20 protein-coding genes are annotated in these 23,656 nt (G+C 61.8%); 10 read left to right on the top strand and 10 right to left on the bottom strand.

Annotated features, from left to right (window positions below):
• The 3 genes from gmd to ACODSU_RS05065 form a co-directional block, all read right to left on the bottom strand.
• The gene (gene gmd / locus ACODSU_RS05075; RefSeq protein ID WP_488840602.1) at positions 1–1,047 is read right to left on the bottom strand and encodes a GDP-mannose 4,6-dehydratase; all 1,047 of its coding nucleotides are present in this window, start codon (positions 1,045–1,047) and stop codon (positions 1–3) included.
• Positions 1,048–1,066: 19 nt separating this feature from the next.
• Positions 1,067–2,551 carry a mannose-1-phosphate guanylyltransferase/mannose-6-phosphate isomerase gene (locus ACODSU_RS05070; protein WP_488840600.1) on the bottom strand — a complete coding sequence of 495 codons (1,485 nt, stop codon included), beginning with the start codon at positions 2,549–2,551 and terminating at the stop codon, positions 1,067–1,069.
• A gap of 67 nt (positions 2,552–2,618) precedes the next feature.
• Complete coding sequence (locus ACODSU_RS05065; RefSeq protein ID WP_488840598.1) at positions 2,619–2,984, bottom strand: DUF2304 domain-containing protein; 366 nt, start codon at positions 2,982–2,984, stop codon at positions 2,619–2,621.
• A gap of 149 nt (positions 2,985–3,133) precedes the next feature.
• Here ACODSU_RS05065 and ACODSU_RS05060 point away from each other — a divergent pair, with 149 nt between their 5' ends.
• The 7 genes from ACODSU_RS05060 (at position 3,134) to groL (ending at position 12,511) form a co-directional block, all read left to right on the top strand.
• Positions 3,134–3,739: a hypothetical protein gene (locus ACODSU_RS05060; protein ID WP_488840596.1), complete on the top strand. Its 606-nt coding sequence runs from the start codon at positions 3,134–3,136 to the stop codon at positions 3,737–3,739.
• Positions 3,739–5,505 carry a type I secretion system permease/ATPase gene (locus ACODSU_RS05055; RefSeq protein ID WP_488840594.1) on the top strand — a complete coding sequence of 589 codons (1,767 nt, stop codon included), beginning with the start codon at positions 3,739–3,741 and terminating at the stop codon, positions 5,503–5,505. The genes ACODSU_RS05060 and ACODSU_RS05055 overlap by 1 nt, the downstream gene beginning before the upstream one ends.
• A 25-nt stretch (positions 5,506–5,530) precedes the next feature.
• Entirely contained in the window at positions 5,531–7,258 is a 1,728-nt protein-coding gene (locus ACODSU_RS05050) for a type I secretion system permease/ATPase (protein ID WP_488840592.1), read from the top strand.
• A gap of 167 nt (positions 7,259–7,425) precedes the next feature.
• Positions 7,426–8,775, top strand: coding sequence for an HlyD family type I secretion periplasmic adaptor subunit (locus ACODSU_RS05045; protein ID WP_488840590.1), 1,350 nt, complete (start codon positions 7,426–7,428; stop codon positions 8,773–8,775).
• Between the two features lie 2 nt (positions 8,776–8,777).
• Entirely contained in the window at positions 8,778–10,142 is a 1,365-nt protein-coding gene (locus tag ACODSU_RS05040) for a TolC family outer membrane protein (protein WP_488840588.1), read from the top strand.
• A gap of 261 nt (positions 10,143–10,403) precedes the next feature.
• Positions 10,404–10,694: a co-chaperone GroES gene (locus tag ACODSU_RS05035; RefSeq protein ID WP_015012625.1), complete on the top strand. Its 291-nt coding sequence runs from the start codon at positions 10,404–10,406 to the stop codon at positions 10,692–10,694.
• A 170-nt stretch (positions 10,695–10,864) separates the two neighbouring features.
• Complete coding sequence (gene groL / locus ACODSU_RS05030) at positions 10,865–12,511, top strand: chaperonin GroEL (RefSeq protein WP_015012624.1); 1,647 nt, start codon at positions 10,865–10,867, stop codon at positions 12,509–12,511.
• Between the two features lie 124 nt (positions 12,512–12,635).
• On the opposite strand, the gene ACODSU_RS05025 is transcribed toward groL, so the two are convergent.
• The 3 genes from ACODSU_RS05025 to edd all read right to left on the bottom strand — a co-directional run bounded on the left by ACODSU_RS05025 (position 12,636) and on the right by edd (position 15,582).
• A complete protein-coding gene (locus ACODSU_RS05025; protein ID WP_309826537.1) occupies positions 12,636–12,935 on the bottom strand; it encodes a DUF805 domain-containing protein in 300 nt (99 codons plus the stop codon).
• Positions 12,936–13,165: 230 nt separating this feature from the next.
• Positions 13,166–13,822, bottom strand: a complete 657-nt coding sequence (gene eda, locus ACODSU_RS05020) for a bifunctional 4-hydroxy-2-oxoglutarate aldolase/2-dehydro-3-deoxy-phosphogluconate aldolase (RefSeq protein ID WP_422848780.1) — start codon at positions 13,820–13,822, stop codon at positions 13,166–13,168.
• Positions 13,813–15,582, bottom strand: coding sequence for a phosphogluconate dehydratase (edd, locus tag ACODSU_RS05015; RefSeq protein ID WP_488840587.1), 1,770 nt, complete (start codon positions 15,580–15,582; stop codon positions 13,813–13,815). The genes eda and edd overlap by 10 nt, the downstream gene beginning before the upstream one ends.
• Before the next feature lie 99 nt (positions 15,583–15,681).
• On the opposite strand from edd, the gene ACODSU_RS05010 reads away from it, so the two are divergent.
• Positions 15,682–16,611, top strand: coding sequence for an SMP-30/gluconolactonase/LRE family protein (locus tag ACODSU_RS05010; RefSeq protein WP_488840585.1), 930 nt, complete (start codon positions 15,682–15,684; stop codon positions 16,609–16,611).
• 48 nt (positions 16,612–16,659) lie between these two features.
• Here ACODSU_RS05010 and ACODSU_RS05005 read toward each other — a convergent pair whose 3' ends face one another.
• From ACODSU_RS05005 to pgi, 3 genes are all read right to left on the bottom strand, one after another.
• Positions 16,660–17,151: a GNAT family N-acetyltransferase gene (locus tag ACODSU_RS05005; protein ID WP_488840583.1), complete on the bottom strand. Its 492-nt coding sequence runs from the start codon at positions 17,149–17,151 to the stop codon at positions 16,660–16,662.
• Positions 17,152–17,221: 70 nt separating this feature from the next.
• Positions 17,222–18,463 (bottom strand): AGE family epimerase/isomerase, encoded by a 1,242-nt coding sequence (locus tag ACODSU_RS05000; RefSeq protein ID WP_488840581.1) that lies wholly within the window; start codon positions 18,461–18,463, stop codon positions 17,222–17,224.
• A 113-nt stretch (positions 18,464–18,576) separates the two neighbouring features.
• Positions 18,577–20,145, bottom strand: coding sequence for a glucose-6-phosphate isomerase (gene pgi, locus ACODSU_RS04995; protein WP_488840579.1), 1,569 nt, complete (start codon positions 20,143–20,145; stop codon positions 18,577–18,579).
• Positions 20,146–20,319: 174 nt separating this feature from the next.
• Here pgi and zwf point away from each other — a divergent pair, with 174 nt between their 5' ends.
• Positions 20,320–21,774 (top strand): glucose-6-phosphate dehydrogenase, encoded by a 1,455-nt coding sequence (zwf, locus tag ACODSU_RS04990; protein ID WP_110959780.1) that lies wholly within the window; start codon positions 20,320–20,322, stop codon positions 21,772–21,774.
• Positions 21,775–21,833: 59 nt separating this feature from the next.
• On the opposite strand, the gene ACODSU_RS04985 is transcribed toward zwf, so the two are convergent.
• Entirely contained in the window at positions 21,834–22,718 is an 885-nt protein-coding gene (locus tag ACODSU_RS04985) for a LysR substrate-binding domain-containing protein (protein WP_488840577.1), read from the bottom strand.
• A gap of 177 nt (positions 22,719–22,895) precedes the next feature.
• Between ACODSU_RS04985 and ACODSU_RS04980 the strand changes: the two genes are divergently transcribed.
• Positions 22,896–23,645, top strand: coding sequence for an SDR family NAD(P)-dependent oxidoreductase (locus tag ACODSU_RS04980; protein WP_060987653.1), 750 nt, complete (start codon positions 22,896–22,898; stop codon positions 23,643–23,645).
• The last annotated feature ends 11 nt before the right edge of the window (positions 23,646–23,656 follow it).

The following is a 23,656-nucleotide window of genomic DNA, read 5'->3' as shown; positions in this document are numbered from 1 at the left end:
TCAAAACGAAGTTCCACTGGCCACGCGACGCAGGTCGGCATCGACCATCATCTGGCACAGGGTTTCGAGGGTAGTTTTGGCCTGCCAGCCCAGTTGTGAACGGGCTTTGGCAGGGTCGCCAATGAGCAGCTCAACTTCCGCCGGACGATAGTACCGGGGGTTCACACGCACCCGCGTTTTACCAGTGGCTGTGTCTATGCCGATTTCGGCGTCACCGGCGCCACGAAACTCCAGGGTAACGCCAATCGCCCGAAATGCCATACAGACAAAATCGCGTACGGTCTCAGTGCGCCCAGTGGCAAGAACAAAGGTATCGGGCTGGTCCGCCTGCAGGATACGCCACATGCCCTCAACATACTCCCGAGCGAACCCCCAGTCGCGTTTGGCATCGAGGTTGCCCAGCTCCAGCACATCGAGCTGACCCAGCTGAATGCGCGCTACTGCATCAGTGATTTTACGCGTGACAAATTCGCGACCGCGCAAAGGACTTTCGTGGTTGAAAAGGATGCCGCTGGAGCCGAAGATGTTGTAACTTTCGCGGTAGTTGACGGTCATCCAATGGGCGTAGAGTTTCGCCACGCCGTAGGGACTACGGGGATAGAAGGGTGTGTCTTCTGACTGCGGGACGGCTTGCACCTTACCGAACATCTCGGAGGTGCTTGCTTGGTAAAAGCGGATGCGTGGATTGACCAGACGCACCGCTTCGAGCAAATGCAGAGCCCCCACCCCGGTAATGTGAGTGGTGGCGGCAGGCTGCTCAAAACTCACGCCCACGAAGCTTTGTGCCGCGAGGTTGTAGATTTCGTCAGGCTGGATTTTCTGCACCAGAGCAATACTGGCACCTTGGTCTGTGAGGTCGTATTCAACCAGATTCAGACTTGGGTGTTCAGCGATACCTAGCTCCTGCAGGCGCCAGAAGTTGACCGAGCTGGTCCGCCGGAACGCTCCGTACACCATGTAGCCTTTGGAAAGCAGCAATTCGGCCAGGTAGGCTCCGTCTTGCCCTGTAATGCCCGTGATCAGGGCTTTTTTCGGATTGGTTTGCATTCTTTGTATCCCGTGGGCATTAGGGGTGCGTGCGACCATAGGAATCTTCGTAGCGCACAATGTCATCTTCACCCAAGTAACTACCAGACTGCACTTCGATAATTTCGAGCGGTAGCTTTCCGGGGTTGCGCAGGCGGTGGATGTGCCCCAAGGGAATGAAGGTGGATTCGTTCTCTCCCAACAAGAAAGTACGATCCCCGTTGGTGACCTCCGCCGTGCCCTTCACCACCACCCAATGCTCAGCGCGGTGGTGGTGCATTTGCAGGCTCAGGCTGGCGCCAGGATTCACAACGATACGCTTCACTTGAAAGCGCTCACCAGCGTCGATGCTGTCGTACCACCCCCATGGACGATGGACTTTGCGGTGAACCTGGGCCAGTGCTCGCCGCTGCTGGGTTTGAGCTTGCAGAGCCTGCACGACTTTCTTGACGTCTTGTGTTCGGCGTTTGTCGACCACGAGGACTGCATCGGGCGTTTGTACGACCACCACGTCACTCAGACCCACAGTGGCTACCAGAGCACTCTCTGCCAACACCAATGTGTTGTGCGAGTCTACGGACAGAACTTGGCCTGGTGCCTGTAGCACGTGCGCATTCCCCTGGGCATCGTGGTCGAGCACATCCCAAAGGGCATCCCAAGCACCCAGGTCGGACCACCCTGCATCAAGAGCAACGACACGCGCGGGGACACCCAAAGCCTCACCTTGCAGGGGGAGATGCTCCATCACAGCGTAGTCGATGGAGTCTGAAGGACAGGCTGCAAAGGCTGCCATGTCGGGGCGAATAAAGTCGTCGTCCTGCGTCTGCCCCGCCATTGCTTCCTGGCATTTCGCAAGCATGCCCGGTTGGAACGCATCCAGCGCTTTGAGCCACTGATCCGCACGCACCATGAACAGACCAGCATTCCACAAATATTGGCCACTCTCCACATAGGCGCTGGCACGCTCTGCATTAGGTTTTTCGGTGAATCCAGCGATCTCACGTCCAATGCCATCGGGGAGCACCGCGCCCTGCTGGATGTAGCCGTACCCGGTTTCAGGCCGCAAGGGAGTAATACCAAAAGTCACCATCGCCCCAGCGCAGGCCAGCGGCCAAGCGGCTTCCACGGCCGCCTGAAGTGCCGGGGCATCTGCCACCACGTGGTCAGCTGGCATGGCTAGCAGCACGGCATGCGGATCTACCGCCTGAGCGGACAGCGCGGCCAACGTAAGGGCCGGAGCGGTGTTGCGTGCACAGGGCTCTAGCAGGAGGCGCCCTCCTCCCACCCCGATATCTCGCAACTGCTGTGCTGCCAGGAAGCGGTGATCCTGGTTGCAAACCACCCACGGTGCATGGCGAGGAACACGGGCGTCAAGCCCATCAAGACGCAACACAGTGTCTTGCAGCATGGTCGTGCTGCCTTGAAGCGCCAGGAACTGCTTGGGATAGGTTTCGCGCGAAAGCGGCCACAGCCGTGTGCCCGCACCGCCGCACAAGATGACAGGGTGCAATGTATGAGAAGCCATGGGCTCAACCGAACTAGACATGAACGTAAATCAAAAAAGGGAGCTGCTCGCGCTTGAGTAGCAAGGCTTACAGGGTATTTTTATCGCGATCTTGCGTGCGTTCTTGCAACGCAAGTTCCAGGATCGCCAGGCGCTGGTTGAGACGCCGTACATCACGCTCCAAGCGGGTGCTCAGCATGTCTGCATGCAATGCCTTGATCAACAGCACAACACTGGCTAGCAGCAGTAGAAAAGCTGGGGGGTAGGCAAAACCAAGTTTGGCGGCAAGAGTATCGATCAGCCCAGGCCATGCACCCAATAGAGCTGCCGCTGCAGCCACCAGCGACCACCACACGCCGTGCATCAAGTAAAGGTGATCACGCCGCACGAGGTAAAGAATCAGCACCGCCAGTATCAGCCCAATCAGACTGGTACTTATTTGCATAGACGGCATGGCACTCCTGAAATGAATGGTTTGCGAAGCAGGATTGGGGTGAGGATTGTCACACCAACGGAAGGGGGCATCGAAATCATGGTCGCGACGAACCAAGTAGTTGCACTCAAATCCATATATGAGTTTTTCGCTTACAATTTGTGTCCTATATGAATTCTACCCTTTCGATCCCCTTGGACACCTCGCCAGAGCAGGTGCAGCGCCTACTAGCGCTGCAGCAGGGGTTCGCACAGGTTTGCAATGCACTCGCTGCAGTGGTGCAACAAACCCGCGTGTGGAATCGTGTGGCCTTACACCATCTGACTTACAGGCAGATGCGAGAACAGTTCCCGCAAATGGGTTCGCAAATGGTGTGCAACGCAATCTATTCCGTTTCGCGCACCTGTCGGATGGTGTTCCAACACCCCCAGAGTCCGTTTCATTTGTCTCGACTGGGTGACAAACCCTTGCCCCTGCTGCGCTTCGCAGACTCCTGCCCGGTGTACTTTGACCGGCACACGCTGAGCCTCAAAGCCGGGCAACTCTCGATGTTCACCCTGGACGGACGTATGCGCTTTCAGTTGGCGCTGGGTGCAGAGGCGGAAGAAGCCTTCCAAAAACGCAAGCTCCGCGAAATTGTGTTATCGCGCGCATCGGGCGACAGATACACGTTGTCTTTTGTGTTTTCCGATTCAGAGATCGAGGCGAGCAGTTCGCCTGTCTCAGTGTCGGAAGAAGCAGAAATTCCTGAATATGTGATGGTGGATGAACTCTGATGAACCCCTCTGAACGCACGAACCGGCCTGGCTCGGAAATACGAGAGGCCGTAATGGCTCTCAAGCCACATCTTTGGCGAGCCTTCTTTTTTGCATTGTTAGGCGCCTTGTTGATCCTGGTGCCGACGGCCTACATGTTTGAGGTATACGGCAGAGTCGTCAGCAGCCGCAATCACATGACGCTGGCCATGTTGACGGTGGCTGTTGTTATGGCTTACGTGGTTATGGAGGTGCTGGATTGGGCACGATCAGAGACCCTGCGCGAGGCAGGCCAACTCTTCGACCAGCGGATGGCCGCACGCGTATTTCAGGCAATGTATGCGACCAATCTGCGCCGCATGGGTACGCCAAGCATCCAGCCGATGAATGATTTGCGCACGGTGCGAGATTTTTTCCCACATCCTGTAGTGGGCGCAGTCATGGAAGCACCGGTTTCGCTGGTTTTCATGGTGATCCTGTTCTTGGCCAGTCCAGTGTTGGGCTGGGCGGCAGTAGCTGGTGCCATCGTGCAAGTGCTATTGGCATGGCTCAACGAGCGCAGCACCAACCCACCTTTGGTGAAGGCAAACAAATCAGCCATAGCAGCTCAACAGTACGTGGACGGTTCGCTTCGGAATACAGAGGTGATCGAAGCCATGGGCATGCTGCAGCACATCCACCGCCGCTGGATGGAAAAGCAGCGGGACTTCCTAAATCTGCAAGCCCAGGCGTCGGACAAAGGGGGGGCGTTCCAGGCAGGGAGCAAGTTTGTACAGACTACGATGGGCTCAGCCCTGTTGGGCCTGGGGGGCTGGCTGGTACTGGGAAACGCACTGACAGGGGGCCCTGGGATGATGATCGTGGCCTCGGTCTTGGGTGGGCGCATGCTAGCCCCCGTGGTGCTGGCCGTTAGTCAGTGGCGTGCCGTGGTGAATCTGCGTGATGCCCGGAATCGCCTGGATGGCTTGCTAGCGGCGGTGCCCGTGGGTGAGCCCACCATGCCTCTGCCCCCACCTACGGGGGTGCTCAGTGTGGAGCATGTCACTGCTGCCGCCCCCGGAGGCAATAGTCCCATCCTCAGAGGCGTTGCCTTTGGACTGCAGCCTGGGGAGGTGCTTGGCGTGGTGGGGCCGTCCGCTTCAGGAAAAACAACCCTGGCGCGCCTTCTGGTGGGCCTGTGGCCTGCTTTGGGTGGCAAAGTCCGCCTGGATGGTGCCGACGTGTTTGCCTGGAACAAGCTTGAACTGGGGCCGCATATTGGTTATCTGCCACAGGGCGTGGAACTGCTGGATGGCACTCTGGCGGAGAACATCGCACGCTTTGGCGATGTTGACATGGGTAAGGTAAAAGCGGCGGCCCGCCTGGTGGGCCTCGATGCGTTCATCGAATCCTTGCCACAGGGCTATGAAAGTCCGGTGGGGAGAGACGGGGCCATTCTCTCGGGGGGACAGCGCCAACGCGTAGCCTTGGCCCGGGCGCTATATGGTGACCCCGTTTTTGTGGTGCTTGACGAGCCCAACTCCAGCCTTGATGACGCCGGAGACGCTGCACTGCTGCAGGCCATCAGCCATCTCAAGTCCTTGGGCACCACATTTGTGGTCATGACTCACCGGGTCAGCGTGCTGGGCGTGGCCGACAAGATGCTGGTTCTGAGAGACGGCGCGCAGCAGGCGTTCGGTCCGCGCGATCAGGTTTTGGCAGCACTGCAACAAGCAGCCCAGCCTGCGCCAGCGGGTGCCCGCCCATCGCCTGCTGCACTAACGGCATCCCCCGCTACGTCGGGCTGAGTCTTTATACGATACGAAAGCGCCCATGAAGGCATTCAGTTTTTTCTCCCGCAGTGAGCTTACGCGCACATTGCGTCTTTTCAAGTACGAGTTCTTGATTGTGGGCCTGTTCAGCATGGTCGCCAACTTGCTGATGCTGGCCCCCACGCTGTACATGCTCCAGGTATACGACCGGGTGCTGGTCAGTCGCAGCGAGCTCACTTTGATCTTTGTGTCGCTGATCACGCTGTTCCTGTTTGGCGTCATGGCATTTTCTGAATGGGCCCGGTCACGCTTGCTGGTGCGCATTGGCGTCCGACTGGACGCTGCGCTCGGCACCCGCGTGTTCAATGCCAGCTTCGAGGCGAATTTGAGCCGTTCGGGGGCGGCAGCCCAGCGCTCCTTTCAAGACCTCATCGAACTGCGGCAATTTGTTACTGGCAACGGCACCTTGGCATTTTTCGATGTGCCCTGGATGCCGGTGTATCTGGCGGTTCTGTTCTTCCTGCACCCCTTCCTAGGCTGGGTAGCAATGGCATTCACGCTAGTGCAGGTGGCATTGGCATGGTTTGGACATCGCAACACCGTAGCCCCCGCAGATGCAGCCTCCAAGGCTGGCCAGGCAGCCAACCTGTTCTTGCAAACCAAGCTACGCAACACGGAGGTGGTGGAGTCGATGGGTATGTTGGGCGGGTTGCAGAAGCGCTGGGCAGAACGCCACGTACACCATATGGAGCAGCAGGGCGCCTCGCAGGCCTTGTCCCACCGCATCTCTGCCATCAGCAAGTGGGTACGCTATTGCCAGCAGTCGTTTGCGTTGGCGGCCGGCGCCTTGCTGGTGATTGATGGTCAGCTGACAGCTGGTGCGATGATCGCCGCAAATGTTCTGATGGGCCGCGCGCTCGCCCCTATTGACCAGCTGGTGGGTACTTGGCGCGGATTCTTGAGCGCGCGCAATGCCTTTGAGCGCCTCGAGTCGTTGCTGGAGGCCCACCCCGAACGCGACCCTGCCCTGACACGGGTGGCTCCCCGTGGCGCGTTACGCCTGCAGGAGGTGGTAGCAAGCGCCCCCGGGCGCAAGGAGCCCATCCTCAAGGGCGTGGATCTGCAGGCTGATGTGGGCACGGTAACGGTGGTTCTGGGGCCCTCGGGCTCGGGGAAATCCACACTGGCACGGGTGCTGATGGGGATTTGGCCTGACGTTCGTGGCGAGGTCTTGCTCGACGAACGTCCACTTTCGGGCTGGGACCGGACCGAGCTGGGGCCGCATGTGGGCTACTTGCCGCAAGACGTGGAAATGTTTGACGGCACGATTGCCGAGAACATTGCCCGCTTCAGCGACGTAGATTCCGAAAAAGTGATTGCGGCTGCACGCAGCGCCGGGCTGCACGAGATGATCTTACGGTTCCCTAAAGGGTACGACACGCCCATGGGTGAAGCTGGCGGATTGCTATCGGGCGGCCAGCGCCAGCGCGTGGGCTTGGCACGGGCGCTGTACGGCAATCCTGCGGTGATTGTGCTGGATGAGCCCAATGCCAATCTGGACGACGCTGGCGAAGCTGCTCTGATGCAGGCTGTGCGCGAGTTCAAGGCGAAGGGGCGCACGATTTTCCTGATCACCCACCGCCCAGGCGCTATTGCAGTGGCAGACCAGCTGGTGGTGCTTCAGGATGGCCGCGTTCAAGCCCAGGGTCCGCGCGACGCTGTATTGGCGCAATTGCAGGCGCACAGACAGCAGCCAGCCCAAGCTGCCCCAGTGCCATTGCCCACCTGAAGCGGTGCTGCTGACATGCTGTGCAGTTCTCATCCGCCCGCAATGGCATGGATGGGAGCGATGGTCCTCTTAGTCCCATGTTTTGCCTATTACCGCCCCTGCAGCAAGGTCTGCCAGTGCAGACGCAGGAGCCCTATCTGGAACCGATTGTCTGCTGACTCATTTTTATGGCTAACTCCAATATCTCCCCCTCCTCCACGTCTGCGGACGAAAACTCAGATCCGTCGGCATCAGATACTGGCCGCGCTGCACGCATCGGGCTGTGGGCCCTGGGTCTCGGCTTTGGTGGCTTCCTGCTCTGGGCGGGCCTGGCTCCTCTGGACGAAGGTGTTCCCAGCCAAGGCACGGTCATGATCGACACCAAGCGCAAGACCGTGCAGCATCTGAGCGGCGGCATCATTCAGAAAGTGGCAGTCCATGAGGGCCAGACCGTCAAGGAAGGTGACACGCTCATCGAGCTGGACTCTGCCACAGCGCGTTCCAACTACGAAAGTGTGCGCCAGCGCTATCTGAGTCTGCGCGCCATGCAAGGCCGACTGACTGCCGAGCAGGCCGACAAGGACGTGATTACGTTCCACCCCGATTTGCTCGAAGCCCGCTCGGACCCCTTGATCCAGATCCAGATGCAAACGCAGAGCCAGCTTTTGCTGACGCGGCGCAACTCGTTACGGGCCACCCTTCAGGGGATCGAGGAGAGCATTCAGAGCCAGCAAGGCATGCTCACGACCTATGAAGGCATGTTGAGCCAGCGCCGCAACCAATTGGCCCTGATACAGGAGGAACTGAAGAACACGCGGAGTCTGGTGGCGGAGGGCTATGCGCCACGTAACCGCCAGTTAGAGCTGGAACGCCAGGTAGCGGAAGTCAGCACGTCTATCGTGGAACTGAATGGCAATACATTGCGGGCACAACGAGCGATCGCAGAATTGCGCCAGCAGGCGCAAGTACGTCGCCAGGAATACCGCAAGGAAGTGGAAACCGACCTGGCCAACGTTCTCCGTGAAGTTCAGTCAGATGCTGAGAAGCTCGCTGCCGTAAAAAATGACCTGGAGCGCACTGAAATTCGCTCGCCCGCTACGGGTCAGGTCATTGGCCTGGCAGTGCAGACTATCGGCGGTGTCATCCAACCCGGGCAAAAGCTGATGGACATTGTGCCGGAAGATGCCGCGCTCCTGCTGGAAGCTCGCATCGATCCGCACTTTATTGATCGCGTGCACGCTGGGCTGAAAACGGACGTGCGATTCAACGCCTTTGCACACACACCTCAATTGGTGGTAGAGGGTGAAGTGACGTCCCTTTCCAACGATCTTTTGACAGAGCAAGTGGGTAGCGGACAAGTGTCTTACTACCTGGCACGCGTCAAAGTCACACCTGAAGGTATCAAGAAGCTCGGCACACACCGTTTGCAACCTGGTATGCAGGCCGAGGTTGTGATCAAGACTGGAGAGCGATCCATGCTGACGTACCTGATCAACCCGCTGACCAAGCGTCTCGCAGCCTCCATGAAGGAAGAGTAAAAATGCGCTTAACACCTCATAGTAGCCGATGGGTGATCACCGCTGTTCTGTTTTCCATAGTCGGCACATCCAGCGCACCGGCGTGGTCGCTCGACTTGATGCAAGCCTATCAAGCAGCGTTGGAGCAAGACCCCAAGATCCGGGCGGCAAGGGCAGCACGTGATGCTGCGGCAGAACGGCTTCCCCAGGCTCGTTCCCAACTCTTGCCCAACGTGTCTGCCAATGTGGGGCGATACGACAACAATGTGGATGTCACTCAGCAGAATGCCCTCGGTAGGGATGTGACCTCCAGTGACCGGTATTTCAGCTACAACCAAACACTGCAGCTTCGTCAACCGCTCTTCCGTAAGCCCTTGATGGATGGTCTGCGACAAGCAAACTCTGTGGTAGCAGACGCCCAGGCGACACTGGACAGCGAGCTGCAAGACGTGGGATCGCGTGTCGCAGCTGCTTACCTGGAGGCACTGTTGGCGCAGGACGCTCTAGAACTGGCTCGCAAAAAAAAGGAAGTCACAACGATCCAACTTGATGCCGCGCGCAAATCTCTGGCAGCAGGCTCTGGTACGCGCACCGACATTGACGAAGCCCAGGCGCGACTCGACATGGACGAGGCAAACGTGCTGAGTGCAAGGCAGCAAGTGGATCTGACAACTAGACAACTCGAAGTGCTCACCCACCAACCTGCCACGAATTTGGCACGGGTAGATACACAGCGCCTGGAGCTTATGCCACCACAGCCGGCGGACCTCCAGTATTGGGTACAACAAGCGGAGGACAATAGTCCAGAAATTCGCGCGCTGAAGGCTCGCGTGGAAACCGCACAGGCAGAGATCGACAAAGCGGAAGGAGCGCACTATCCCACTGTCGATGCCATTGCACAGATCACTCGCAGTGGCAGTGAGAACATTAACTTTCCACGCTCTAAAAACACCAACCGTATGGTCGGGATTCAAATCAGCGTACCGCTTTTTTCTGGGGGTTACGTGAGTTCCACAGTGCGACAGGCGGTAGCTGAGCATGTACGCACTAAGGAAAATTTAGAAGCCGTGCGCCGCGACCTTGCTGTGCGCGTACACCGAGAATACCGGGGAGTTACAGAAGGCGTTTTGAAAGTCAGAGCGCTTGAACAAGCGGTGAAATCCGGCAATCAGCTGGTCACCTCCAGCAGAAGGTCGTTCGAAGTCGGCAGCCGCACCATGGTGGACGTGCTGAACGCCGAACAGCAACTGCAAATTGCCCAACGCGACCTAGCAGAGGCGCGGTATGTGTATCTCGCATCGCGCGTACGTTTGAATGCACTCGTGGGGAACCCCATTGATGACACAGTGCGACAAGTGAACGCCTGGCTGATCGCGTCCCCACAGTAAAACGATCTCCGGAGCGGCGACCGGTCCTGCGCAACGCGGGCCGTGCTGGGCACGCTTTTCCACTTTAAATAGGAGAAGGGGCTGCGATTTGCCCCTTCAATCCTGCAAGGGGTGTCTTGAAATGGCCACAAATGCCCGTATCATTAGCACTCACCGCAGACGAGTGCTAACACCGCGCTCCCTGCTGGCAGTTTGGTGGCCCCGGATGGCCGGGGCTGATTGAATCCATCAGCTTTTTTTACTGAAAACAGGAGCAATGCAATGAACCTTCGCCCTCTGCACGATCGCGTGATCGTCAAGCGTATTGAAAGCGAAACCACGACGGCCTCCGGCATCGTGATCCCTGACAACGCCGCCGAAAAGCCCGATCAAGGTGAAGTGTTGGCCGTGGGCCCTGGCAAGAAGAACGACAAGGGTGAAGTGATCGCCCTGAACGTGAAGGTCGGCGACCGCGTTCTGTTCGGCAAGTACTCGGGCCAGACCGTCAAGGTCAACGGCGACGAGCTGCTGGTGATGAAGGAAGACGACCTGTTCGCCGTTGTGGAGAAATAAAGCTACTGCGCAGGCGCCAGGCGTCGTTGCGCGGTGCTCGCAATCCTCACGTACAGGAAGTACGTTCCGGTTACTGCGCTCCGTGCGTCTAGCCTGACACCTGCTCGCTACGCTTTCTTTCACCACAAACCGTTATCCGTTTAACGATTTTCAGAATTTAGGAGCCAAAAATGGCAGCAAAAGATGTAGTTTTCGGCGGCGAAGCCCGCGCACGCATGGTTGAAGGCGTGAACATCCTGGCCAACGCGGTCAAGGTTACGCTGGGCCCCAAGGGCCGTAACGTGGTGCTGGAGCGCTCGTTCGGCGCCCCTACCGTGACCAAGGACGGTGTGTCCGTGGCCAAGGAAATCGAACTGAAGGACAAGCTGCAGAACATGGGCGCCCAGCTCGTGAAGGAAGTGGCTTCCAAGACCAGCGACAACGCTGGTGACGGCACCACCACCGCCACCGTGCTGGCCCAAGCCATCGTGCGCGAAGGCTCCAAGTACGTGGCCGCTGGACTGAACCCCATGGACCTGAAGCGCGGTATCGACAAGGCCGTGCTGGCCCTGACCGAAGAGCTGAAGAAGGCTTCCAAGCCCACCACCACCTCCAAGGAAATCGCCCAAGTGGGTTCGATCTCCGCCAACTCCGACGAATCCATCGGCAAGATCATTGCTGACGCCATGGACAAGGTCGGCAAGGAAGGCGTGATCACCGTGGAAGACGGCAAGTCGCTGCAAAACGAGCTGGATGTCGTGGAAGGCATGCAGTTTGACCGCGGCTACCTGTCGCCCTACTTCATCAACAACCCAGAAAAGCAAGCCGCTCTGCTGGACAACCCCTTCGTGCTGCTGTTCGACAAGAAGATCAGCAACATCCGCGACCTGCTGCCCACGCTGGAGCAAGTTGCCAAGGCTGGCCGTCCCCTGCTGATCATTGCTGAAGAAGTCGAAGGCGAAGCCCTGGCTACGCTGGTGGTCAACACCATCCGCGGCATCCTGAAGGTTGTGGCTGTGAAGGCTCCTGGCTTCGGCGACCGTCGCAAGGCCATGCTGGAAGACATCGCCATCCTGACAGGCGGCAAGGTCATCGCTGAAGAAGTGGGCCTGAGCCTGGAGAAGGTGACCCTGGCCGACCTGGGCCAAGCCAAGCGCATCGAAGTGGGCAAGGAAAACACCATCATCATCGATGGTGCTGGTGCCGCTGCCGACATCGAAGCCCGCGTGAAGCAAATCCGCATTCAGATCGAAGAAGCGACCAGTGACTACGACCGTGAAAAGCTGCAAGAGCGCGTGGCCAAGCTGGCCGGCGGCGTGGCAGTGATCAAGGTCGGCGCTGCGACCGAAGTCGAAATGAAGGAAAAGAAGGCCCGCGTGGAAGACGCCCTGCACGCTACTCGCGCTGCGGTGGAAGAAGGCATCGTGGCCGGTGGTGGCGTGGCCCTGCTGCGCGCACGCCAAGCGGCTGGCGAGATCAAGGGTGACAACCCTGACCAGGACGCTGGCGTGAAGCTGATCCTGAAGGCCATCGAAGCCCCTCTGCGCGAGATCGTTTACAACGCTGGTGGCGAGCCATCGGTGGTGGTGAACGCCGTGCTGAACGGCAAGGGCAACTACGGCTTCAACGCTGCCAACGACACCTACGGCGACATGATCGAAATGGGTATCCTGGACCCCACGAAGGTGACCCGTACCGCTCTGCAGAACGCCGCTTCCGTGGCATCGCTGCTGCTGACGACCGAAGCCATGGTGGCTGAGGCTCCAAAGGACGACGCACCTGCTGCTGGCATGCCCGACATGGGCGGCATGGGTGGCATGGGCGGCATGGGCATGTAATTGCCCGGCCCCTGCGCAGCAGCCCGGTGCTCGCTGCGCAGTCCGCAATATAAAAGCCCGCAGGCCTTACGGTCTGTGGGCTTTTTTCATGGGCGCCAACGCGGGGCGTCAGCTTGCGGCGGCTTTACTCCCCGCTGGGCTGCACCCACCAGTAAATCAGCACCAGGGTACCAATACCGGTGAGCGACAGCAGCTGCCACCAGCCGGAGCGCCCAATGTCATGCAAGCGGCGTGCGCCCACCGCCAGCGCGGGCAGCAGCAGGGCCAAGGCAGCGATGCCGTAGAGCACTTGGCTGATCAGGGTGGCAATCACCAGCACGCCGAGCTGGAACAGCGCGAACCACCAGAACTCGGAGCGTGGCGCACGGCCCGAAAACCCGGCGTACTGCGCGAAGCAGCTTTTGACAGCCGAAACAAAATCCATAGCGAACTCCCTCTCTTGAACAATCGTTGCTCGGTCACGGGGTATCCCCGCGTGGCCATGATAGAGGGGCGTTGCGACAAGTCCAGCCGGCTCGACACACACAGCGGCCACGCTGTGCCGCCCGCGCCACGGATTTTTTAAAGTTAGACGCTATTATTTTTATAGCTGCCAGCGCTTAATGCACTAGCGCATGGGGCGCTTTTGGCCGCAAACCCAGCGCCAGCGATCCCTCAGGCCGCCTTGCGCAACGCCTGGGTGTCACGCGCCAGTTGCGTGATGCGCGCCCAGTCGCCCGCACGCACCGCGTCGGTGGGCGTGAGCCACGAGCCCCCCACGCAGCGCACATTGGGCAGCGCCAGGTAGTTGGAAGCGGTGGCGTTGGTGATGCCGCCGGTGGGGCAAAAGCTCACCTGGCCAAACGGGCTGGCCCAGGACTTGAGCAGCGGGATGCCACCCACGGCCTCGGCCGGGAACAGTTTGAGGAACGAGAACCCGTCGGCCAGCGCCGCCATGATTTCGCTCGACGTGGCCACGCCGGGCAGCAGCGGCAGGTTCAGGCCCTTGCAGGCGCTGCCCACGGCCGAGGTGTAGCCGGGGCTCACGGCAAAACGCGCACCGGCTTCGCTCGCACGACGGGCGTCATCGGCGTTGAGCACCGTGCCCACACCCACCACGGCCTCGGGCAGATGGCAGGCGATGGCTTCGATGGCAGGCAGACCCGCAGCGGTGCGCAACGTCACCTCCAGCACCTTCACGCCACCGGCCAGCAAGGCCTCGGCCAGGGGCAGCGCATCTTCCACACGGTCGATCACGATGACGGGGATGACCGGGCCATGGCTGGCGATGTCGAGAGGATTCATGGGAGTGGAAGCAGGGGTTACAGCCATGTGCAGGCTCCTTGTTCGGCACCGCCTGCGTGGCGGCGAAAGTTGGTGAAGAGTTCACGGCCAAAGCCGATGGGTGATGGAGCGTTGAAGGGTGCCGGGGCGCGCGCGGCCCACTCGGCATCGTCCACCAACACATCGAGCGTGCCAGCGACTGCATCCACCCGCACGATGTCGCCATCGCGCACCTTGGCCAGCGGACCACCGGCCAGTGCCTCGGGCGTGACGTGGATGGCAGCAGGCACACGGCCCGATGCGCCGCTCATGCGACCGTCCGTCACCAGCGCCACCTGGAAGCCCTGGTTCTGCAGCACCGCCAGCGGGGGCGTGAGCTTGTGCAGCTCGGGCATGCCATTGGCCTGCGGCCCCTGAAAACGCACCACGGCCACCATGTCCTGGTTGACCTCGCCCGCGCTGAAGGCGGCGAGCAGGGCTTCTTGCGAATCGAAAACACGCGCTGGGGCTTGGACGATGTGGCGGTCTTCGGGCACGGCCGAGACCTTGATCACCGCACGGCCCAGGCGGCCTTGCAGAAGGCGCAGGCCGCCCGTGGGCGAGAAGGGTTCGCTCACAGGCCGCAGCACCGAGGTGTCGCCCGATACGGCGGGTGCGCTCTTGCCGCCATCGGCAATGCCGCCCGCGTTCACGCTCAATACATCGGGGTGCATGAAGCCGCCCGCCAGCAGCTCGCGCAGGATCCACGGCGGGCCGCCCGCGGCCTGGAACTGGTTCACATCGGCATCGCCGTTCGGATACACGCGGGCCAGCAGGGGCACCACGGACGAGAGCTCGTCAAAGTCCGTCCAGTCGATCAGGACGCCTGCACTGCGCGCAATGGCCACCCAGTGGATCAGGTGGTTGGTGGAGCCGCCCGTGGCCAGCAGAGCCACCATGGCGTTGACGATGCAGCGCTCGTCCACCAGCTTGCCGATGGGGGTGAAACGCGATCCGCGCTTGCCGATGTCGAGCACGGTGCGCAGCGCCTGGCGGGTGAAGGCCTCGCGCGCCTCGGTGCCGGGGGACTCGAACGCCGCGCCGGGCACATGCAGGCCCATGGCTTCGAGCAGCATCTGGTTGCTGTTGGCCGTGCCGTAGAAGGTGCAGGTGCCTGGGCTGTGGTACGCGGCGGACTCGGCCTTGAGCAGTTCGTCACGCCCCACCAGACCTTGTGCGTACTGCTCGCGCACCTTGGATTTGTCCTTGTTCGACAGGCCCGTGCCCATGGGGCCTGCGGGCACAAACACGCAGGGCAAGTGGCCGTAATGCAGCGCGCCGATCAGCAGGCCTGGCACGATCTTGTCGCACACGCCCAGCAGCAGCGCGCCATCGAACACATCGTGGGACAGCGCTACCGCAGTGGCCATGGCAATGGCATCGCGGGAGAACAGCGACAGCTCCATGCCGGGCGTACCCTGCGTCACGCCGTCGCACATCGCGGGCACACCGCCTGCCACCTGCACGGTGGCCCCCAGCCTGGCGGCTTCGTCACGCAGGATGGCAGGGTAGCCCTGGTACGGCTGGTGGGCCGAGAGCATGTCGTTGTAGGCCGTGACGATGCCGATGTTGGGCACCTTCTCGACCGTGACCTTGAACTTGTCAGAACCCGGCAGCGCCGCATAGGCATGGGCCAGGTTGGCGCAGCCCATGCGGTCTTGGGCGGGCTTGCGGGCGATCATGGCGTCAACGCCGGCAAGGTAGGCGCCGCGGGTGTCTGCGCTGCGCTGGACAATGCGCTCGGTCACGCGCGCTACAACTGGGTGCATGGAAGTCTCCATCGGTGGGTGGCAAGGCCCCATGCATGGTGCCGGGGCTCAGTATCTGAGGCCCTAGAATGTAACTCGATAACCACCCCGCTTCAACCCATGTCCCTGCAAACCTTGCCCTTGCCGCCATCCGAACTGGGCGAATCGCCCTTCTGGCACCCCACGGAAAAATCCCTTTACTGGTGTGATATCCAGGGACAATCGGTGCATGCATGGCACCCCGAAAGCGGCCGCTACCGGCAATGGCGCATGCCCAGCGAGCCCGGCTGCTGCGCGCCAGCAGCGGATGGACGATTGGTAATCGGGTTACGAAACGGTTTCTATCTTCTGGATACCGCGAAGGACAGCGCCGACCCCACCGCCCTCACCTGCCTGGCCTTGCTGCCCGCTGACCTGCACGACACCGCTGTGCTGCGCCTGAACGATGGTCGCTGCGACACAGCAGGCCGCTTCTGGGCAGGCTCGGTCATCACGCCCCGCACAGCGCCGAATGCCGCGCTGTGGCGCCTGCAGGCCGATGCCAGCAGCGCCACCGGCTACTGCGTGCGCCAGATGGCAGGCGACAACTTCACCGCCAACGGCCTGGCCTTCAGCCCCGACAACTGCACGATGTACTGGTCTAACACGCCGGAGCACCGTATCGACCAGTTCGACTTTGACGTGGCCACGGGGGAGATCACCCACCGCCGCCCCTGGGCACAGTTTGACCGCAAGGTGGACGGCCGACCCTACGGTGGTCGGCCCGATGGTGCAGCGGTGGATGTGGAGGGCAACTACTGGGTCGCCATGTACGAAGGGGCTTGCGTGTTGCAGCTTTCGCCAGCCGGTGAGGTGCTGCAGCGCATTGCCGCACCGGTGCAGTGCCCGACCATGGTGTGTTTTGGGGGAGAGGATCTGCACACGCTGTTCATTACATCGGCGCGGGCGGGAAGGCCTCTTCAAGAACAGCAGACAGCGGTTGCAGCAGGGTCGCTGTTCAGCATGCACGTGGAAGTGGCGGGGCTGCCGGTGAATTTCTTCAAGGTGTGAAAAGCGACGAGCAACTGGTCACGGTGGGGGACAAAGGCCATGGCTCCATCAGCAGCCCGTCAACGCGCCGATCTCCTCACGCACCATCCGATAGCTGAGGCGGTCACTGACCAACCTTGCACCCAGGCTTTCGTAAAACGCAATGCCACGGGCGTTGGTCGATTTGACCGACCAGTCGATGCGACCACAACCGTTGTCCAGCGCGTATCGCGCCACCCATTGCATCAACGCCAGGCCAATACCTTGGCTCCGATGGTGCGGAGAAACAAACAGCTCCTTAAGTACACACTGCCGCTGGTGGGCGGGCTCAGGCTCCACCAACGAATACACCAGGTAAATGGCGGCAAACCCCAACAACTCGCCGCCGATTTCTGCCGTCACCAGCCGAATCTGAGAGTGGGGTCCGCACAGGTTGTCCAACAGGTGGTTGCACACAAGGACCCGGTCGAGCGCACAGCCCGGGTGGTAGTGATCATGCAGCGCAAGCAGCAAGTCCACCATCTGCTCCTGTTGCGCCGGGGTCAGCAAACCGACTTCCATGTTTCCTCTCCTGCTGGACCGGATGGTTCCGATGCGGTGAGCTTACGTCGATAGATTGACTCGCTGGTGGTCAGCCCTTCTCAGCCCCCAGCCCCAGCGCTCCCAAGACGTCATAACACGCCCCCATGTTGTGATAGTCCACCTTCCCCGCATTGCTCTTCTCGCGGGTGGTGTTGCGGTTGTCGCGGTGCAGGATGCGAAACCACGCGCCGTGTTGGTGGTCTACAAAGTGGGCCCAGCAGTAGGCCCAGATGCGGTCGTACCACTGCCAGTAGCACTCATCGCCCGTGCGCACAGCCAGCACTGCAGCAGCCGCCATGCTCTCGGCCTGCACCCAGTGGTATTTGCCGTCGTCGCAGATGCTACCGTCGGGCGCCATGCCGTAATACAGGCCGCCGTGCTCGGCATCCCAGCCCCGCTCCACAGCGGTATCGAACAGGCGCTGCGCACAGGGCAGGTGCCAGTCGGCGGGCAGCAAGGCGTCGAGTTGCAGCAGCAGCTTGGCCCATTCGGCCTGGTGGCCGATCTGGTAGCCCCAGGGGCGGAAGATGTTGCTGCGGTCGTGGCGGTTGTAGTCCCAGTCCACGGACCAGTCGGCGTGGAAGTGTTCCCAAACCCACCCTTCAGCGGCGGGAGCGAGGGCGACGGTGGACAGCGCGGCCTGCCGCTGGCAAATACCTTGCGCGAGTTGTTCGGCACGCTCGATATAGCGAGGCTCGCCCGTAGCACGGAAGGCCGAGATCATGGCCTCGCAAGCGTGCATGTTGGCGTTCTGGCCCCGGTAGCCTGCGAGTTGCCAAACGGGGCTGGCCTCGTCGGCATACAGGCTAGCGGCGGGTTGCCAGAAATGCTTCTCAGCCGTCTGAAAAGCCTCAGCCAGCCAATCCCGGGCCTCGGGCACTCCGGCCTCGCAAGCGCGGGCATAGGCCAGCATCACAAAGGCCATGCCATAGCAGTGGCGTGTGGCGTCTTGTATGGTGGCGCGGCCATCCTGCCAATCGATCAGCCAAGCATAGCCGCCCGTCGCAGGATCGAGGAACGCTGTGCGTAGGAACGTGAGCGCGTGCCGCATGCCCACCTGGTAGCGCTCATCGCCCGTGGTGCGATAGAGCATGGCATGCGTGATTACAAAACGCGTGGCGCTGACGAGGTGGCGGGTGCGAGGGTTGTAGACCGTGCCATCGTCCAGAAAGAAATGGAACTGCCCGCCGCTCGGGTCGGTGGCCACGGGGTCGTAGAACGCCATGGTGTCCCGCAGATGCTGGCGCAAAAAGGCAGCGGAGCGGAAGTCTGGTAGGGGCGGAATCGCCATGGCATGTGTCTCCTGATCTGTGGGCTGTGGGCAAGAAACCGCGCTGGTTTCTGCCGGTGGGGCGCCTGGTCTCGTGCCCGCGCTACCCCGAGGACGGTGCGGTGCCGTGAAGGTCAGGCCGCGTTGCGCAGCAGGCCCAGCAGGCCCGCCGTGGAGCCATCGAGTCCGGCCACATCACCGCTCTCCAGGCGCGCCTCGATGTCCTTGGCCAGCACCTTGCCCAGCTCCACACCCCATTGGTCAAAGCTGTTGATGCCCCACAGGCTGCCGCTCACAAACACGCGGTGCTCCTGCAGCGCAATCAATGCGCCCAACGAGGTGGGGGTAAGGGAGTCGAGCAGCATTAGCGTGCTGGGGCGGTTGCCGGGAAAGTGCCGGTGCCCGTCGTCGCTGGCCTTGCCCACCATCAGCGCCTGCGTTTGCGCCAGCGCGTTGGCCAGCAGCTTTTGCTGGTGGCCCGGCAGCGGGTGTGATGCCTTGCGCACGGCCACAATCTCCAGCGGCAGCACGTCGGCGCCCTGGTGCAGCATCTGAAAGAACGCGTGCTGACCATTGGTGCCGGGCTCGCCCCACAGCACGGGCGACGTCACGCACGCCAGCGTGCTGCCGTCTTGTGCCACGCGCTTGCCATTGCTTTCCATCTCCAGCTGCTGCAGGTAGGCCGAGTAGCGGCCCAGCGCCGCGTGGTACGGCGCGATGCAGCGGCTGGTGAAGCCGTGGAAGTTGCGGTACCAGACATCGAGCAGGCCCAGGCGCACGGGCAGGTTCTGCGCCAGCGGCGCGGTGCGGAAATGCTCGTCCATGGCATGCGCGCCCGCGAGGAAGTCGCGGAACCCCTGCGCACCAATCGCGATGGCGATCGGCAGGCCAATGGCCGACCACAGCGAGTAACGGCCGCCCACCCAGTCCCAGAAACCGAAGGTGGTGGTGATGCCCAAGGCGCCAGCGGCTTCGATGTTGGTGGTGAGCGCCGCAAAGTGGCGGGCTACATCGCGACCGCCCTGGGCAGCAAACCACGCGAGCGCCGAGCGCGCGTTGGTCATGGTCTCGGCCGTGGTGAAGGTTTTGGACGCGACCAGGAACAGCGTGCTCTCGGGCCGCAGGCCCTTGAGCACATGGTGCAGCTCGTACCCGTCCACGTTCGACACAAAGTGAAAGCGCTTGCCGGGGATGCGGAACTCTTCCAGCGCACGCACGGCCATGTGCGGGCCCAGGTCCGACCCGCCGATGCCGATGTTCACCACGTCGGTGATGGCTGCGTCGCTGCGCACCCGCTCGGCGTACTGCAGCATGGCGTCAAGCGTGTGGTGCACATCGGCCAGGCGCTGCGCGGTCTCGGGCACATCACCGGGCAGGGCCACGCCTGCAGGGCGGCGCAGCAGCGTGTGCAGCACGGCGCGGTTTTCGGTGGTGTTGATGGCCTCGCCAGCAAACATCGCATCGCGGTGTTGCACCAGGCCGCAGTCGCGGGCCAGGTCCAGCAGCAACGCTTCGGTATCGCGGTCCCACAGGTTCTTGGACAGGTCGGCAAACACATGCGGGGCCGACTGGCTGAAGGCGGCAAACCGCTGGGCGTCCTGCGCAAACGCCTGGCGCATGTCCAGGTGCTGGCCATGGGAGGCGTAGTGGGCGGCCAACTGGGGCCACAGCGCAGACTGGTCGCAACGGAGGGGCATGGTCATCAAACAGGTAGGGTGAAAAGCGCCGAGATAGTAACTTGATTACACAATCAAATGGCTTATTGGCAGGTTCTTTTGAGTTACACGCAGTAGTAACAAGGCAGCATTCTTTGGAAAATCATGTAACGTGATTACAATCTCACGCAACAAAACGAACCACCCCATCACGGAGACACCATGAGTTTTGACCTCGTCCTGTTCGGCGGCACCGGCGACCTTGCCTGGCGCAAGCTCATGCCCGCATTGTTTCAGGCATTCCGACATGGCACGCTGCCTGAGGGGGGGCGCATCATCGCGGTCGCACGCGACGACCTGAGCGACGAACAATACCGCAGCCTGATCCAGTCGCGGTTCGACAGCGTGGAACTGGCCAAGCGCCCCAGCCCGGACGAGTTTGCACGCTTCGCGGCACTGCTGCATTACCTGCGCATGGACCTGTCCAAAACCCAGGACTACGAGCGCCTGGCCGAGACACTGAAAGCGCGCGGCGCCGACTCGGTGGTGATGTACGTGGCGACCGCGCCCAGCCTGTTCACCAACGTGTGCGAGCAGATCGCCGCCGTGGGCCTGAACGGCCCCACCACCCGCGTGGTGCTGGAAAAGCCCCTGGGCCACGACCTGCAGTCCAACCAGGCCATCAACGACACTCTGCGTCGCGTGCTCAAGGAAGAACAGGTCTTCCGCATCGACCACTACCTGGGCAAGCCCTCGGTGCAGAACCTGTTTGCGCTGCGCTTTGGCAACGCGCTGTTCGAACCCCTGTGGCGCCGCGAGACGATTGCCAACATCCAGATCACGATTGCCGAAGAGCTGGGCGTGGAGTCGCGCGGCGCGTTCTATGACCAAACCGGCGCGCTGCGCGACATGGTGCAAAACCATGCGCTGCAGCTGCTGTGCGCCATCGGCATGGAGCCGCCCATCAACTCCAGCGCCAACGCCATCCGCGACGAAAAGCTCAAGGTGCTGCAGTCGCTCAAGCCCTGGACGCTGGAGACCATCGGTCAGCATGTGATCCGTGGGCAGTACGCGGCCGGCAACCACCAGGGCCAGCCCGTGCCCGGCTACGCGCAAGAAAAGGGCGTGGCCGCCAGCAGCACCACCGAGACCTTTGTGGCGCTGCGCACCGAGATCAGCAACTGGCGCTGGGCGGGCGTGCCGTTCTACATCCGCACTGGCAAGCGGCTGGCGGGGCGCGACGCGCACATCGTCATCAACTTCCGGCCCGTGCCCCACCCCATCTTCAAGACGCCTGCAGGCGCCGCCAACCGGCTGGTGATCAACCTGCAACCCAAGGACGGGCTGGAGCTGCACCTGATGGCGCAGGGCGCCGCCCAGCACCAGACCGAACCCGCGCTGTCGCAGGTGCACCTGAACCTGGACTTTGACCAGCGCTTTGGCACCGAGCGCGTGGGCGCCTACGAACGCTTGCTGCTCGACGTGATTGCGGGCCGCCTGAACCTGTTTGTGCGCAGCGACGAGCAGGAAGAAGCCTGGCGCTGGGTAGAGCCCATCCTGCAGTACTGGAAGAACGACCCGGCAGGCCCGCGCCCCTACCCCGCCGGTAGCTGGGGCCCGCGTGCCGCCAGCGCGATGATTGCGCGCGACGGGTATTGCTGGAGCGAGGAGATGTGAGAGCCTTGTCACCGGTGGCTGCAGACATTCGCAGCCCCGGTCGCTGGGCCTTGTTTTCTTCAGGTCTGCGCAGCCTCACTGTGCAGCCACGACAGGAAGGCCTCCACCGCCGGACGCTTGGCGTGCCGCTCGGGGTAGACGGCAAAATGCGCCTTCACCCCCACAGCCTGGTCCATGCCGAACGGGGCCTTCAGTCGGCCATCGGCCAAGTGCCCGCCTGCGTTGACGGCGCTCTCCAAGGCCACGCCCAGGCCCTGCGTGGCGGCATCCAGCGACATCTGGGCGCGGTCAAACCGCAGGGAGAAACGGTCGGGCGCCCGCAGCTTGGTGAATCGGCCAAACCAGTCCGACCACTGCACGATGCTCACATTGCTCTGGATCAGCGGCAGGTCCAGCAGCTGTTCCGCGCGCTTGAGCTTGTGCGCCTTGATGAAGGCCGGGCTGGCCAGCGGCACGATCGCTTCCTCGAACAGCGGCTCCACCACCAGATCGCCCCACTGCGGAATGCCATAGCGGATGTCGATGTCGGCCTGGCCGAGCGCGAAATCGCTGGGCGTGTGGGCGGCTGAGAGGTTGAGCGATATCTCTGGGTAGGCCTGTGCAAAGCGGTGCAGGCGCGGCATGAGCCACAGGCTGGCGATGCTGGGTGCCGTGTGCACATACAGGCTGTTGCGGATGCCATGCCGCAAATCGTCGGTGGCCGTGGCAATGGCGTTGAGCGCAGCCCCCACATGCATCAGGTAATGCTCGCCCGCAGGGCTCAGGCGCACCCCGTGGGCGCTGCGCTCGAACAGGCGAATGTCCAGTTGCGCCTCCAGCCGCGAAACCTGGTGGCTGATGGCCGAGGCCGTGAGGTTCAGCTCCGCCGCTGCCAGCGCAAAGCTGCGGCGGCGTGCCACGGCCTCGAAGGCCTGCAGATTGGCAATGGGCGGCAAGGTGGGCATGGGGTGAACCCTGACGTTAGATGACGGAATGTCATCTTACGCTGATGATTCATCGCTTGTCATCATCTTGAGCGGCTTTGAGAATCGGCTCCCAGAACAGGAGACACCGCTTTGACAGCCGCCCTCACGGGCAGCGCGCAAGTCTCCTGCACCTTCACACCACAGGAGACAAAACACATGCTGCTCAAGGACCAGGTTGCCATCATTACCGGCGGGGCGGGACTCAACGGCCTCGGGTTTGCCACCGCCCGCCTGATGGCCGAGCAAGGCGCCAAAGTCGCCATCCTCGACCTCGAAGCCGCCGACCCCGCAGGCGCCGCCGCGCGGCTGGGCGAGGGCCACCTGGGCCTGGTGGCCGATGTGACCGACAAGGCATCGTGCGAAGCCGCTGCCGCCCAGGTGCGTGCGCATTTCGGCCGCATCGACACGCTGGTCAACAACGCCGGCATCACCCAGCCCGTCAAGACGCTGGAGATCACCGGCGCCGACTACGACCGCATTCTCAACGTCAGCCTGCGCGGCACGCTGTACATGTCCCAGGCCGTGCTGCCCACACTGCGCGCGCAGCAAAGCGGCTCCATCATCTGCATCTCGTCGGTGTCGGCCCAGCGCGGCGGCGGCATTCTGGGCGGGCCCCACTACTCGGCCGCCAAGGCGGGCGTGCTGGGCCTGGCCCGTGCCATGGCCCGCGAGTTCGGTCCCGAGAACATCCGCGTCAACTGCATCACGCCCGGGCTGATCGGCACGGACATCATCAAAGGCAAACTCACCGAAGAGAAGAAGGCCGAGATCGCGGAGACCATTCCGCTGGCCCGCCTGGGCCGGGCCGATGACATTGCCGGCGCCTGCGTGTTCCTGGCCAGCCCGCTATCGACCTACTGCACCGGCATCACGCTCGATGTGAACGGCGGCATGCTGATCCACTGACCGCCTGCACT

The organism is Acidovorax sp. FG48, assembly GCF_057809085.1.
Note: the sequence above shows the minus strand (reverse complement) of the source record. Positions and strands in the feature narration are given on the sequence as shown.

Excerpts from the sequence above, each read along its gene's own strand:
- ACODSU_RS05065 (WP_488840598.1), bottom strand. The coding sequence starts at position 2,984 with ATGCCGTCTATGCAAATAAGTACCAGTCTGATTGGGCTGATACTGGCG.
- ACODSU_RS05000 (WP_488840581.1), bottom strand. The coding sequence starts at position 18,463 with ATGGCGATTCCGCCCCTACCAGACTTCCGCTCCGCTGCCTTTTTGCGC.
- zwf (WP_110959780.1), top strand. The coding sequence starts at position 20,320 with ATGAGTTTTGACCTCGTCCTGTTCGGCGGCACCGGCGACCTTGCCTGG.
- edd (WP_488840587.1), bottom strand. The coding sequence starts at position 15,582 with ATGCACCCAGTTGTAGCGCGCGTGACCGAGCGCATTGTCCAGCGCAGC.
- ACODSU_RS05050 (WP_488840592.1), top strand. The coding sequence starts at position 5,531 with ATGAAGGCATTCAGTTTTTTCTCCCGCAGTGAGCTTACGCGCACATTG.
- ACODSU_RS05040 (WP_488840588.1), top strand. The coding sequence starts at position 8,778 with ATGCGCTTAACACCTCATAGTAGCCGATGGGTGATCACCGCTGTTCTG.
- ACODSU_RS04980 (WP_060987653.1), top strand. The coding sequence starts at position 22,896 with ATGCTGCTCAAGGACCAGGTTGCCATCATTACCGGCGGGGCGGGACTC.
- ACODSU_RS05010 (WP_488840585.1), top strand. The coding sequence starts at position 15,682 with ATGTCCCTGCAAACCTTGCCCTTGCCGCCATCCGAACTGGGCGAATCG.
- groL (WP_015012624.1), top strand. The coding sequence starts at position 10,865 with ATGGCAGCAAAAGATGTAGTTTTCGGCGGCGAAGCCCGCGCACGCATG.
- ACODSU_RS05045 (WP_488840590.1), top strand. The coding sequence starts at position 7,426 with ATGGCTAACTCCAATATCTCCCCCTCCTCCACGTCTGCGGACGAAAAC.
- ACODSU_RS05005 (WP_488840583.1), bottom strand. The coding sequence starts at position 17,151 with ATGGAAGTCGGTTTGCTGACCCCGGCGCAACAGGAGCAGATGGTGGAC.
- ACODSU_RS05070 (WP_488840600.1), bottom strand. The coding sequence starts at position 2,551 with ATGGCTTCTCATACATTGCACCCTGTCATCTTGTGCGGCGGTGCGGGC.
- ACODSU_RS05035 (WP_015012625.1), top strand. The coding sequence starts at position 10,404 with ATGAACCTTCGCCCTCTGCACGATCGCGTGATCGTCAAGCGTATTGAA.
- ACODSU_RS05055 (WP_488840594.1), top strand. The coding sequence starts at position 3,739 with ATGAACCCCTCTGAACGCACGAACCGGCCTGGCTCGGAAATACGAGAG.
- ACODSU_RS04985 (WP_488840577.1), bottom strand. The coding sequence starts at position 22,718 with ATGCCCACCTTGCCGCCCATTGCCAATCTGCAGGCCTTCGAGGCCGTG.
- eda (WP_422848780.1), bottom strand. The coding sequence starts at position 13,822 with ATGGCTGTAACCCCTGCTTCCACTCCCATGAATCCTCTCGACATCGCC.
- gmd (WP_488840602.1), bottom strand. The coding sequence starts at position 1,047 with ATGCAAACCAATCCGAAAAAAGCCCTGATCACGGGCATTACAGGGCAA.
- ACODSU_RS05060 (WP_488840596.1), top strand. The coding sequence starts at position 3,134 with ATGAATTCTACCCTTTCGATCCCCTTGGACACCTCGCCAGAGCAGGTG.
- ACODSU_RS05025 (WP_309826537.1), bottom strand. The coding sequence starts at position 12,935 with ATGGATTTTGTTTCGGCTGTCAAAAGCTGCTTCGCGCAGTACGCCGGG.
- pgi (WP_488840579.1), bottom strand. The coding sequence starts at position 20,145 with ATGACCATGCCCCTCCGTTGCGACCAGTCTGCGCTGTGGCCCCAGTTG.